The organism is Desulfuromonas versatilis (assembly GCF_019704135.1).
Taxonomy (GTDB): domain Bacteria; phylum Desulfobacterota; class Desulfuromonadia; order Desulfuromonadales; family NIT-T3; genus Desulfuromonas_A; species Desulfuromonas_A versatilis.
This window is the reverse complement of record NZ_AP024355.1, coordinates 1,519,033-1,532,328: the sequence shown is the minus strand read 5'-3', so window position 1 is coordinate 1,532,328 and position 13,296 is coordinate 1,519,033. Positions and strand designations below refer to the sequence as shown.

General features: G+C 63.7%; 8 protein-coding genes. 4 read left to right on the top strand and 4 right to left on the bottom strand.

Annotated elements, in window-relative coordinates; all coding sequences use genetic code 11:
- Positions 1-132: 132 nt before the first annotated feature.
- The 4 genes from DESUT3_RS06845 to DESUT3_RS06830 all read right to left on the bottom strand — a co-directional run bounded on the left by DESUT3_RS06845 (position 133) and on the right by DESUT3_RS06830 (position 6,195).
- The gene (locus DESUT3_RS06845; protein ID WP_221251694.1) at positions 133-1,017 is read right to left on the bottom strand and encodes a branched-chain amino acid ABC transporter permease; all 885 of its coding nucleotides are present in this window, start codon (positions 1,015-1,017) and stop codon (positions 133-135) included.
- 60 nt (positions 1,018-1,077) lie between these two features.
- Positions 1,078-2,316: an ABC transporter substrate-binding protein gene (locus DESUT3_RS06840; RefSeq protein WP_221251693.1), complete on the bottom strand. Its 1,239-nt coding sequence runs from the start codon at positions 2,314-2,316 to the stop codon at positions 1,078-1,080.
- A 323-nt stretch (positions 2,317-2,639) separates the two neighbouring features.
- Positions 2,640-4,070, bottom strand: a complete 1,431-nt coding sequence (locus DESUT3_RS06835) for a sigma-54-dependent transcriptional regulator (protein WP_221251692.1) — start codon at positions 4,068-4,070, stop codon at positions 2,640-2,642.
- Between the two features lie 4 nt (positions 4,071-4,074).
- On the bottom strand, positions 4,075-6,195 hold the full coding sequence (locus tag DESUT3_RS06830; protein ID WP_221251691.1) for a PAS domain-containing sensor histidine kinase: 2,121 nt from the start codon (positions 6,193-6,195) through the stop codon (positions 4,075-4,077).
- A 325-nt stretch (positions 6,196-6,520) separates the two neighbouring features.
- On the opposite strand from DESUT3_RS06830, the gene gabT reads away from it, so the two are divergent.
- The 4 genes from gabT (at position 6,521) to DESUT3_RS06810 (ending at position 13,289) form a co-directional block, all read left to right on the top strand.
- Complete coding sequence (gene gabT / locus DESUT3_RS06825) at positions 6,521-7,867, top strand: 4-aminobutyrate--2-oxoglutarate transaminase (RefSeq protein WP_221251690.1); 1,347 nt, start codon at positions 6,521-6,523, stop codon at positions 7,865-7,867.
- 336 nt (positions 7,868-8,203) lie between these two features.
- Complete coding sequence (locus DESUT3_RS06820; RefSeq protein ID WP_221251689.1) at positions 8,204-8,428, top strand: MoaD/ThiS family protein; 225 nt, start codon at positions 8,204-8,206, stop codon at positions 8,426-8,428.
- A gap of 63 nt (positions 8,429-8,491) precedes the next feature.
- Positions 8,492-10,363, top strand: coding sequence for an aldehyde ferredoxin oxidoreductase C-terminal domain-containing protein (locus DESUT3_RS06815; RefSeq protein WP_221251688.1), 1,872 nt, complete (start codon positions 8,492-8,494; stop codon positions 10,361-10,363).
- Positions 10,364-10,706: 343 nt separating this feature from the next.
- Positions 10,707-13,289: an ATP-binding protein gene (locus tag DESUT3_RS06810; RefSeq protein WP_221251687.1), complete on the top strand. Its 2,583-nt coding sequence runs from the start codon at positions 10,707-10,709 to the stop codon at positions 13,287-13,289.
- Positions 13,290-13,296: the final 7 nt, after the last annotated feature.

Genomic DNA, 13,296 nt, shown 5'->3' with positions numbered 1-13,296 from the left:
TTCAGGCCGAGCAAAAATGTCCAGATGCCAGGCGCCCGAAATTCTGAGGAATAAGGCGTACCCAGAGGGTACGTCGTTGACGAAGGATGAGGGCAACGCCGCAGATGGGCGTTTTTCCTCGGCCTGCTCCTCCTAGAAATCTTGTCGCAGTCCGAACAGACCCGAGGGCTTGACGAACAGAACTACAAGGAACACGGCGTAGATCAGCAGTTCGGTCCAGGTGGCGGCCATGAACTGGGCGCCCACCGTCTCGATGATGCCGATGATGATGCCCCCGAGGATCGCCCCGGGGATGCTCCCCAGGCCGCCGAGCACCACGATGACGAAGGCCTTGATGTCGAAGGGGACCCCCACCGTCGGGTAGACGTAGTAGAAAGGGATCAGCACGCAGGCGGCCACGCCGCAGCAGGCCGCGCCCAGCCCGAAGGCGATGTTGTAGATCTGCGACTGCTTGATCCCCATCAGGGTCGCCGCTTCACGGTCGAGGCTGGTGGCGCGGATCGCCTTGCCGGTCCGGGAATGCTTGAGGAACCAGTAGAGGTAAACCCCGCAAAGCAGCGTGATCCCCGCGCCGATCAGTTTCGGCACCAGAAAGTACATCTCCATGAACTCGAACATCTTGCCGGTCACCGAGGTTTTGGCCACCCGGTACTCGGCGCCGAACAGGATCAGCGCCAGGTTGTCGAGCACGTACCAGATGCCTGTGGTGACGATGATGACAGTGATCGGTTCGCGCACATCCTTCTCGGCGTCGAAGATCGGTTTGATCACGAAGCGCTGCAGGAGGTAGCCGAAACAGAACAGGAAGGGCACGACCACCAGCAGGGCCAGGTAGGGGTTCATTCCGGTTTTGGTGACCACCCAGTAGGCGGCGTACATGCCGACCATCAGGATCGAGCCGTGGGCGAAGTTGATCACCTTCATCACCCCGAAGATTAGGGTCAGGCCGACCGCCGTCAGGCCGTAGATCGAGCCCATCAGGATGCCGTTAAGCAACGATTCGATAAAACCTAGCATCGATGTCTCCTGGAACGAAAAGACCGGGGGCGGGCCGCTGCCCGCCCCCGGGTGGCGGGTTTACTTGGCGGGCTGGGGGAAGACCGGGGTGTAACCGTCACGCCGCACGTTCTTCGGCCAAACGGTGATGCGGTCCATGGTCTCGCCGTTCTGGCGCAGCTGGACCACGACCAGGCTGGCGTTCTGGTTCTGGCCGCTCTCGTCGAACTCGATGCAGTCGTAAGCCAGCAGCCCGACGTCGCCGCCGCAGAGCTTGGTGGAGGCGAGCGCCTCGCGGATCTTGCCGGGCTCGAGGGAGCCGGCCCGCTCCAGCACGTCCTTGATCAGGTACATGGCGGCATATGCGTCCACCGACTCGCCGTTGAGGTTCTGGCCGTTCTTGGCGTTGAACTTCGCGTTGACCTCCTTGAGGCCGGGGCGGTTGAGGTCGGTCTCCCACTCGACGATATCGAACAGGTACTCGGCGTTCTTGCCGGCCGCGGCGATGAAGGAGGGGTCGGCGTGGCCGCCGCCGCTGGTGATGATCGCCTTCACGTTGACCTTCATCTCCGCCATGGTGTTGGTCAGCAGGATGGCGTCGGCGGCGTTGGAGGTCATGAACACCACGTCGGGCTTGGCGCGCTTGAGCTTGATCACCACCGGGGTCAGGTCGCTGGCGGTGCTGGGATAGGGCTCGTCGAGCACCACCTCGTAGCCGGCCGCCTTGGCCAGCTTGCGCCACCCTTCGGCGAAGCCGGTGCCCCAGTCGCCGTTTTCATAGACGAAAGCGACCTTCTTCACCTCGGCGCCGAACTCCTGCTGCATGTCCTTGAGGAACTGGAACTGGTCGCGGGTCCACCAGGAGTCCTTGGCGGCAATGCGGAACACGTTCTTGAAGCCGCGCTCGGTGATGGTGTCGCGCACCGAGACGGGTACGATGAAGGGGACGCCGTAGCGCTCGGCCACCTGGGTGGTGGGATAGGTGACCGCCGAGTTCCAGCAGCCGGTGAGCAGGTGCACCTTTTCGCTGTTGATCATCCGCTCGGCCTCGGTCACGCCGGTGGTCGGGTCGCCCTTGCTGTCGGCGTAGAGAAGTTCGAGCTTGGCCCCGCCCAGGGACTTGATGCCGCCGGCGGCATTGATCTCCTCCACCGCCATCTCCCGGGCCTTCTGCCCCTGGATGCCGACCGCGGCCGAGGGGCCGGAGAGCGGCTCGATGTTGCCGATTTTCACCACGTCTGCCGCTGCACCGAAGCCGGCGGTACCGAGCGTCAGGGTCAACGCCGCGGCTGCTGCCATGAACTTGCTGGACCAGGTCATAATTGTTTCCTCCCTTGTGTGCTTGCAGTTTCCCAATGTGGACACAGGGGCCGGCCACCGCCGGCCATTCTCGAACAGCAATTGAGCAACGCCTGTGCCAAGGGGGAAAAGCTAGAAAACAAGGGATTAGGCGAGAAGAACCGAGGAGGGGAGCGTCAACCAACGACGTCAACCCTGGTTGACGCGGTCAACCAGGGTTGACGTCGTTACGGGGGAGGGTTAGGAAGGGGGATGGGGTGCCAACGACTGGAGGATGCCCATCCCCACCCCGACCCTCCCCTTGAAGGGGAGGGAGAACAACAGAAGGGCCTGGGCGACTACATCTAAGAGTCTTCGCGCTTCTTCAGGCGTTTGTGCAGGGCCTGCTTGGAGATGCCCAGCAGGCGGGCAGCCTGGCTCTGGTTGTTGCCGCTCTTGGCGAGGGCCTGGCTGACGGCGAATTCGGCCAGCTCCTCCAGGGAGGGAAAGCGCCCCAGCAGCGACTCCAGGGGGCTTGCCGCGGCGTTAATCGCCTGGCCCCCGGATGCGGCGGAGATTTCGGCGTGGGCGCCGGCCAGCCGCTCCTGGAGCAGCAGGTCGGTGATCTGCCCGTCGCCACAGCGGGCCACGGCGTCAAACAGGTAGGTCTTGAGTTCGCGGATGTTGCCGGGAAAGGGGTGGCTCATCAGCAGCTCGAGGGCCGCAATGCTGACCGAGGGCGGGGTCTTCTGCAGGCCCGCGGCGGCCTCGGCGACCAGGTGCTGGACCAGCAGGGGGATGTCCTCGCGCCGCTCGCGCAGCGGCGGCACCTTGATCAGGTGGGTGCTGAGCCGGTAGTAGAGGTCGCGGCGAAACCCCTGCTGCTGCGCCGCCATCCCCACCAGGTCGAGATTGGTGGCGGCGACGATCCGCGCCCGGCACTGCTTGGGCGCGTCGGATCCGAGGCTGTAGTAGATCCCTTCCTGCAGCAGGCGCAGCAGCTTGACCTGGGAGGCCTCGCTCAGGTCGCCGATCTCGTCGAGAAAGATGGTCCCCCCGGCAGCCTTCTCGATCAGCCCCGGCCGGTCGCCGCTGGCCCCGGTGAAGGCCCCCTTGCGGTGGCCGAACAGGGTGTCGGCGAACAGGGTGTCGTCCAGCCCGGAGACATCCACTGCCACGAACTCGCCGGACACCCCGCTGGAGAGGTGGACGGCCCGGGCCAGCTGCTCCTTGCCGCTGCCGGTCTCCCCCAGGATCAGCGCCGGCTGGCGGCTGCGGGAGATCGCCTCGATGTACTGGAACACCCCCTCCATGGCCGGGCTGCGGGTGATGATCCCCTCGAAGGCTGCGCTGTTGTATCTGCCCTCGCTGAAGGAGATCCCCTTGAGCGAGAGCACCTCCTTGCGCAGGGCGCCGATCTCCAGGGCGTTGCGCAGGGCCGAGCCGAAGGTGTTGAGGCTGATCGGCTTGACCAGATAGTCGTGGGCCCCCAGCTTGAGGCATTCGACGGCGGTTTCGATATCCGAGTTGGCGGTGCAGATGATCACCGGCACCTGGGGCATCTTCTCCTTGATCGCCGCCAGCACCTCCTGGCCGCTCATCCGCGGCATGTTGAGATCCAGGAACACCACCGGCGAGGGGATCTGCTCGAGGGTAGCCAGCACCTGCAGACTGTCGTTCACCTGGGTGATCTGCCGCACCCCCATCGATTCGAGCAGGAAGCGGTAGGCGTCGAGCTCCGCCTGCTCGTCGTCGACCAGCACGATGTGGACGTTCTTGTCGTTGAGATTCAGCATGTTATCAGGCCGCCGCCTTGGGTATGCGGATGGTCATCCGCGCCCCCTGCTCGAGGTTGTCGGCCAGCAATTCTCCCTTCATCTCCTTCTCCACGATAATCTTGGCCATGTACAGACCGATGCCGGTCCCGGCGGTGGTCCCCTTGGTGGTGAAATAGGGGGTGAAGATTTTTTCCAGCAGATGCTGGGGGATGCCCACCCCGTTGTCCCGTACCTGGACCAGCACCGCCTCGCCGCCGCCGTTGATGTCGACCTCGATCATCCCGGGGCCCGCCAGCGAATCCCTGGTGCGCCGCTCGACGATGGAATCGCGGGCATTGGCGAGGATGTTGACCACCACATGGATGAATTCGCTGGGGAAGCCCTGCACCACGAAGGGCGGGCCCGGCTCCTCGATGCGCATGGCCAGTTGGACGGCATCCTGCTTGAGGTTTGGCTCCAGCAGCTTGACCGCGTTGGCGACCGCCCGGGCCACGTCGAAGGCCTCCTTGTTCTTCGAGGGGCGGAAAAAATGGCGGAAATCGTCGATGGTCTTGGACATGAACTGGATCTGGGCATCGGCACCGGCCACCAGGGTATCCACGAAATTCTTGGAGATCATGTTGTTGTAGTGGGCCGACTGGAGGCTGGCGATATAGGTCGACAGGGTATTGAGCGGCTGCCGCCACTGGTGGGCGATGGCGCCGAGCATCTCGCCCATGGCCGCCATTTTCTGCGCCTGGCGCAGCTGCTGCTCGGCGTAGACCCGCTTGGAGATGTCGCGGATGCTCGAGAGGCACAGCCGCTCCTTATCGAGCTGCAGGGTCTTGAGGCCGACCTCGGCCGGGAACTCGCTGCCGTCGGCACGATGGAAGGTCCATTCAAACACCTGGTGCTTGCCGGCGTTGGCCGCATCGAGGATGCGCTGGAGCCGCTCGCGGCTATCCTCGCCATCGGGCTGGAGGGCCGGCGAGATGTCGAGCATGCTGCGGCCGATAAGCCCCAGCCGCGAGAGGCCGAACACCTCCGTCGCCTTCTCGTTGCATTCGATGCAGGTCAGGTCCTTGCTGACCAGGATGCCGTCGTTGGCGACGTTGAACAGGGTCTGGTAGTGGGTCTCGAACTCCTTGCGCTTGCTGATGTTCCAGGCCAGGTCCTGGTTGATGCCGGTGATCTCCTCGCGCTGCTTCTGCAGGGTGCTGGAATACTGGCGCCTGAAGACGAGCAGCACCAGCACGCCGCCGACCACCAGCAGCAGGGTGGCCAGGGCCAACACCGCGAGAGATTTCAGCACCATTTCGGCGACGAACAGCATGGTGGTCTTGCGCGAGATGGCATAGGCCTCGGCGCTGGGGATGGTGGTGCACAGGTACCAGTTGCTGCCGGCAATCCTGCGGTAGGCCAGGATGTTGGTCGCCTCGCCCTGCGGATAGGAAAAGGTCCCCGCCGGGGAACGCTCGAAGCTCTCCAGGATCCTGGCCAGGCCGGTCTCGGTGTCCTGCAGCCGAACCTTGAGGACGTAGTCGGGATTGGGGTGGATGAGTATGGTACCCTTTTCGTTGACGATGAAAGCGTAGCCGGTGTCGCCGACCTTGACGGTGGAGAGGTTGGCCACCAGGGTGTCGAGCACGGTATCCGCCCCCATGACCCCGCGAAAGACCCCGTCGAGGGTGATCGGCGAGACCAGGGCGATGACCAGTTCGTTGGTCACCAGGTCGACGTAGGGGGAGGTGAAGGAGGTCTCGCCGACCTCCACGGCGCGCTGATACCAGGGGCGCCGGCGGGGGTCGTAATCGGCCGACGGGATCCAGTCGGCGCCATCAATCAGCTCACCCGAGATCGTACCGATATAGACGTCGCTGAAGTGGCCGGCGCGCATCGCCAGCTTGAGCAGGCGCAGGGTGTCGGGGTTGCCGGTCAGCGGCAAGACGCTGGCCGAGGCGACAGTGGCATTGAGGATGCGGGTCTGCTGGCTCAGCCAGATCTCGGTCATCTCCGCAGCCTCGTCGGCGATCGCCTGCTGGTGGTCGGCCAGGGTCTGGTCGACCAGGACCGTGGTGCTGCGATAGGTGATGCCCGCCGCGACCAGGATCAGCATCGAGAGCAGGGTCAGGACGATGAGCGGTTTTCTTATTCTCTGGGGCATGGCCTCAAACTCCGGGGGACGGGTGTACTGTACCTCATCCAGCAAGATATTTGCCAGCTTTGCTTCGCCCGCCCGCGGGGCCGTTCCCCGCGGGGCCGGGGCCCCAAAAAGTTTTCAGCAGTGAAATTCTTTTTTCATTTCTGAAAAAAACTGTCTCCGGTTATGCCCCCGTCGCCGCTGCCGCACACCGGTATCCATCCGGAATTCCCCGATTCGGAATTTATTTCGGAATTGGCACACATCTTGACTATTCAGATATCCCGACCGTTCACCAACTCAAGACTTCCCTTCCTCGGAAGGCGCAACCTAAAGGAGGACAACCACCATGCTGACAGGACAGGAACTGCAGGCGGCCGGCAAGGGCCAGGGGGACCGCACCAAGGAACTGCTGCAGAAAAAACAGCAGTACGTCTCCCAGGGGATCTCCAACCTGGCGCCGATCTTCATCGAATCGGCCAAGGGCGCGGTACTCCGCGACATCGACCAGAACACCTACATCGACCTCTACGGCGGCATCGGCGTGATCAACGCCGGGCACTGCCCGCAGAGCGTGGTCGATGCGATCAAGGCGCAGGCCGACAAGCTGCTGCACAGCTGCTTCATGGTGGCCATGTACGACTCCTACGTGGAGCTGGCCGAAAAGCTGACGCAGCTCACCCCGGGCGACCACGCCAAGAAGGCCATGTTCGTCAACAGCGGCGCCGAGGCGGTGGAGAACGCGGTCAAGATCGCCCGCGCGGCCACCGGCAAACCGGGGGTGATCGCCTTCGAGGCCGGCTACCACGGCCGCACCCTGCTGACCATGACCCTGACCAGCAAGGTCAAGCCCTACAAGCACCAGTTCGGCCCCTTCGCCCCGGAGGTCTACAAGATCCCCTCGGCCTACTGCTACCGCTGCATCTACAAATCGACCTACCCCGAGTGCGGCATGCACTGCCTGGAGGCCTTCGAGCGCTTCTTCATCTCCGAGGTCGCCCCGGACAACATTTCCGCGATGATCATCGAGCCGGTCCAGGGCGAAGGGGGCTTCATCGTGCCGCCCAAGGAGTTTCTCCCCGGCTTGAAGCAGATCTGCGAACAGAACGACATCCTCTTTATCGCCGACGAGGTGCAGACCGGCTTCGCCCGCACCGGCAAGATGTTCGCCGTCGAGCACTACGGCGTGACTCCCGACCTGATGACCCTGGCCAAGGGGATCGCCTCGGGGATGCCGCTCTCGGCGGTGGTCGGCCGGGCCGAGGTCATGGACGCCCCCACCCCCGGGCGGGTCGGCGGCACCTACGGCGGCAACCCGGTGGCCTGCGCCGCGGCCCTGGCGACGCTGGAGCTGATGGCCAAGGAAGATCTCAGCGCCCGCGGCGCCAAGATCGGCGCCACCATCAGCGGCCGCATGCGCGAGCTGCAGCAGCGCTTCCCGCAGATCGGCGATGTCCGCGAGCTGGGCGCGATGGTCGCCATCGAGCTGGTCAAGGACCCCGCGACCAAGGCCCCGGCCAAGGACGAGGTCGGCCAGATCATCCAGGCCTGCTTCAAGCGCGGCGTGCTGACCATGGGCGCGGGCATCTTCGGCAACGTCATCCGCTTCCTGCCGCCGCTGGCGATCACCGACAGCCAGCTCGATTCGGCCCTGGACGCCTTCGCCGAGGCCCTCGCCGAGGTGCTCGGCAAATAGGCGGATCGACCGGTGGGGGCCGGGAGTACTCCGGCCCCCACCAATATTTCCTCCGCGCCTGCAGGCAGGCCCGAATCGGCCGTCGAATCTGGCGCAATAGCCTTATTGCTGCTATATATAGACCTTTAAAAGACATTTGCACCGCAAAGACGCCAAGAACGCAAAGAATTTCAAACTGTTGAAATATAGACCCTTCTCCCCCAGCCAGTGGGCACTGCATAGGAATCAACTCTGTGATCGCTTCGCGAACTTTGCGGCTTTGCGGTAAGGCACTGCTTTTTTTAGAATAACGCTTTGGAGATTTTCACCGACCGAGCGGGGCGACGGACTCTTCCCATGCAGATAACCGTAAAACTCCACGGCGTCTTCCGCATCGGCCGCTTCACCGAAGAGCTCCGCAGCTACCCGCCCGGCACCTGCGTCCGGGAGGTGGTCGACGAGTTGCGCTTCCCGGACCATCTGCTGGGAATCGTGGTGATCAACGACGTGCACGCCGACCTCGACGCGGAGCTGCACGAGGGCGACACCCTGAGCCTGCTGCCCATGCTCGATGGCGGCTAGAGCGAAACCCGCATTCTCTGCATTGCCAAGATGTTCTGCCGATCAGGACAAGGAGAGAACACCATGAAGTTTCTGACCAACCGGCCCGCTGCGGACCCCTCGTCGGTTCTCTACAAGCGCTGCACAGTCGATCTGAAGACCGGCGCGATGAAATTCGCGGACGTCCCCTGCCGCAACCTCGAGGAGGTGCTGGGCGGCTTCGGCCGCTCCTTCCAGCTGCTGGCCGAGCGGGAGATCCGCACCGCCTACTGCGACGAGAACCCGCTGATCGTCAATACCGGCCTGCTGACCGGCAGCAGCGCCATGACCGGGCTGCGCACCTACTTCTCCGGCTACAGCCCCATCAAGGAGTCGAAGAAGGGGCTGCCGGCCGCCATGTGGTCCACGGGCAGCGGCAAGTTCGGCGCCAAGTTCAAGTGGACCGGCCTGGATGAGCTGATCTTCGAGAACCGCTCCGATCAGCCCGTCTATGCCCTGCTCCGCGAGGGGGCCGAGGGCCCGGTGGTGGAACTGAAGCCGGCGGGGCACCTGCTCGGGCTCTCCACCCACGAGAAGATCATGGCCCTGCAGAAGCAGTACCCCGACGCCCACTTCGCCGCCATCGGCCAGGCCGGAGAGCATTGGCAGAACGTCTACATGGGCGCGGTGGCCCTCTCCACCGAGAACCAGCTCAAATCCGGCGAGGACAAATGCCGCTTTGCCGGGCGCGGCGGCATGGGCAGCCTGATGGGCTACAAGAACCTGCTCGCCCTGGTCGCGCAGAGCACCGACAAGACCAAGGCGGTCTCCGAAGCGGTGAAAAAGGTCAACATCAACGTGGTCAAGGGCGGCGGTTCGGCGCGGCTGCAGCCGATCAGCCGCGGCGGGGGCGGCGGCACCTGGGCCGCCTACGACGTCATGCAGCCCTTTCACGCCGTGCCGTTGAACAACTTCCGCCCCCAGGGGAACGACCTGCCCGAGAAGCTCTTCCGCGCGAACGTGGAGAAGAGCTTCGAGATCAAGTCCGAGGCCTGCTTCCGCTGTGGGATCACCTGCCACAACAACGTCTACGAGAAGCATGCCGACGGCAGCAGAGGCGAGTTTATCGCCAAGTTCGACTACGAGCCGCTCAACCTGCTGGGGACCAACCTCGGCATCCACGATGCCGGCCAGGCGGCGCGCCTGATCCAGCTGGGGGACAACTACGGCATGGACTCCATCTCCCTGGGGGTCACCGTCTCCTACGTGCTCGCCTACAACGAGCGGCACCCGGAAAAGCCTTTGCTCAACGGCGCCACCTTCGGCGATTACGCAAAGATCCGCGAGCTGGTCATCCAGGCCGGCGAGGGCCAGCTGCCCGAGGTCGGCCAGGGCTCCAAGCGCCTTTCCGAGAGCACCGGCGAGACCTCCTACGCCTATCACGTCAAGGGGCTGGAGCTGCCCGCCTACCAGCCCGAGACCAACCCGGGCTACGCCTGGGCCATCGCCGGCGGCCACATGTCCATGGGCAGCTACGGGCTGCTGACCCGCGAGGGGAAGTCGGACATCGACTCCTGGGTGGAGGGGATCACCCGGACCAAGCTGCAGATCGTCGGCTTCGACATGATCGGCCTGTGCAAGTTCTTCGACATCGCCAAGGGGATCTGCACCCAGATGGTGGTGGACTGCCTGCAGAGCGAGTGCGGCCTGGAGGTCACCACCGAGGAGTTGGCCGCAGCGGTGCGCCGGGCGTTTCTGCGCGGCCTGGCGCTGGAGCTGCGCCAGGGCTACAGCAAGGAGGAGTACACGATCCCGGCCGAGGTTTTCGAACAGCCCAACCCAAACATCAAGCTGCCCAACATCACCAGTCCGGAGTTTCTCGCCGAGCTGAGCAAACGGGTCTGGGAGGTGTTCGAGCCGGAGCTGGAAGGGCTGCTCCCCACTCCCGGCGACCTCACGGCGAAAAAGCCGCAGTAGGCAATGGCCCGGGCAATCGCTGCCCGTTACGGAAATACCTCAAAGCGCCCGGCCATCTGTGCCCGGGCGCTTTTTCGTCCCTCCCCTCCCCCTTTTCCCCCGCTCGACTTATCCGCCAAACAGATCTCCGGCCCCCGGGGCTTGAGACCTCGGAAATCCCGCTTTCGAGAGGCGGCGATCCGTAATTGCGCGAGAATTTGGGCATCGCCATTGACAAAAAGATCCAATCGGCTGAAAATTCCAATCAGGAAACACCCCCGGAGCCCCGAAAGCCTCAGAGCCCGGGCACCTTATTTTCGGAAAGGGCCGAAACCACGGGGCAATGCAGGAGAGTGCCGAGACCATGAAAGAATTAAACCGGGCGCGCTTCCACTTTCTGGAATGCATGGAGCGGATCAACCGGGCGATCCAGCAGGCTGACGATGTCGAGCAGATGCTGTGGAACGCCCTGGAGACGGCTTATTCCATCTTTGACTGCGACCGCATCTGGCTGCTGTATCCCTGTGATCCGAAAGCTCCCACTTTCCGGATACCGGTGGAAATCTTCCGCAAAGAATATCCGGGGGCACTCGCCCTGAATCAGGATATACCCATGTGGTCCTTGGGCGAGGGTTTCTGCACCAAGGTCCTTGAGACAGAGGGCCCGGTCGTTTTTAGATCCGATACCGATCCGCCGATATTCCATGAGTTAGCGGAACAGTTCGGGGTTCGCTCGCAGGTGATCATGGCCATCTACCCCCGGGTCGGCAAGCCCTGGATGTTCGGCATGCACCAATGCTCCTATGACCGCACCTGGAGCAGAGATGAGCAGGAACTGTTCGAGGGCATTGGCCGACGGATCGCGGAAGGACTGAGCGCCCTTTTGCTGCTTCGCGACCTGCGCGAGACCCAGGAGCGTTTCGACCTGGCGGTTAAGGGCTCCCGCGACGGCCTTTGGGACTGGCCCGATGTAAACCAGGACGCCATGTGGTGGTCCCCCCGGGTTTACGAGATGCTCGGCCGCAATCCGGGTGAAATCGCCCCCGCGGCCAGCACCCTGATGGAGCTGGTCCACCCCGACGACCTGGAAAAAGTGAGGCTGGCCCTCCGACACCGCTTCAAGGACGACGGGGAACAGCAGGAATTGCGCTTCCGGATCAGGAACGGGAGCGGGGAAACCCGTTGGCTCCTGGCTCGCGGGATGACCGTGGCCGGCAACGGGGGGGAGAGCCGCCGCATGTCCGGTTCCTTTCAGGACGTCACCGACGCCACCCTGGCCGCCGAGGAGCTGCGCCAGTACCAGGACCGCCTGGAGGAGCTGGTCGAGGAGCGCATGGCCGAACTCAAAGCCATCAATGCCGAACTGGAGGCGACCACCGAGGCCCTTCGCGAGAGGGAGGAGCAGCTGCGCATCCTCTTCGAGAATTCACCATTGGGGATCGTTCTGCTGGACCCAGGAGATCTGCGCTTCGTCCGCTTCAACCAGAAAGCCCACGAGTTTCTGAAATACAGCCGGGAGGAGTTCACCAGCCTTGGCATGGTCGATATCGATGCGAACCTCCCCCCCGAAGATGCCCGGGACCGGCAATGGCTGGCCCAGAAGAGCGGCTGGCACCAGTACGAGACCCTGGGCAGGGCCAAGGACGGATCGCTGCTGGAGCTTCAGCTCACCGGGCAGATGATCCAGATCGGCGGCAAACCCTACCTGCTGCAGATTTTCGAGGATATTTCCGCCCGCAAGGCGATGGAGGCGGAGCTGATCCGGGCCAAGGAGAGCGCCGACGAGGCCAACCGGGCCAAAAGCGAGTTTCTGGCGGTGATGAGCCATGAAATCCGCACCCCCCTGAGCGTGGTGATCGCCTCCATCGATCATCTGCTCCACACCACCGAGGACTCCGAGCAGAAAGCCATCCTCGAGCTGGCCGACAGTTCGGCCGACAGCCTGCACAGCCTGATCGAGGACATCCTGGATTTTTCCCGCATCGAGGCGCGCCGGGTGGAAATCCGCCGGGACGCCTTCGACCTGCGGGGATGCATAGAGAAGATTATCGAAATGTTTCGCATGCAGGCCCAGGGCAAGGGCCTGCGCCTGCGCTATACCATCGACCCGCAGGTCCCCGCTACGATCCACGGCGACCCGGACCGTTTGACCCAGGTGCTGATTAACCTGGTGGGCAACGCGATGAAATTCACCCACCAGGGCGAGGTGGCCATCCGTGTCGGTGTCCGGCCGGACAGTCTGATCCTGTCGGTCAGGGACACGGGAATCGGCATCGCCGAGGACAAGCGGGACCGGCTTTTCCAAAGCTTCAGCCAGGTGGACAGCTCCCTGACGCGCAAGTACGGGGGGACCGGGTTGGGGCTCGCCATCAGCAAGGCCCTGGTGGACCTGATGGGCGGCACCATCTGGGTGGAGAGTGCCCCGGGCAAGGGGAGTGTTTTTTCCTTCACCCTGCCGGCCTGGAGTCAGCAGCCGGAGGACTCCAGAGAGGCCCGCGCCGCGGCCGGCGAGGAGGTTCAGGAAAACCTGCAGAGGCGGCAGGCGGGGCGGGTTCTGCTGGTGGATGATGATCCCCGGGTAAGGAAGATCGTTACCATGACCCTGGCCGAACGCCACTGGGAAGTTACCACCGTCACGGGGGGCCGGGAGGCGCTGGAGCTGCTGAGGGAGGAGGCTTTCGACCTGATCCTGATGGACCTGCAGATGCCGGATATGAGCGGCCTGGACGTCACTCGGGAAATCCGCGAGCGGGAAAAATCCACAAAGGGGCGACGGACACCGATTGTCGCGCTGACCGCCCATGCCCTGCTCGACCACAAGAAAAGCTGCCTGGAGGTCGGGATGGATGATTTTCTCAGCAAGCCGGCCTCACGGGAAAAACTTTTCGAGGTGGTGGAAAAGTACCTGGAACCGCCCCCGGAAGACGACATGGAAAGCTGCGCCTGACGCCGCG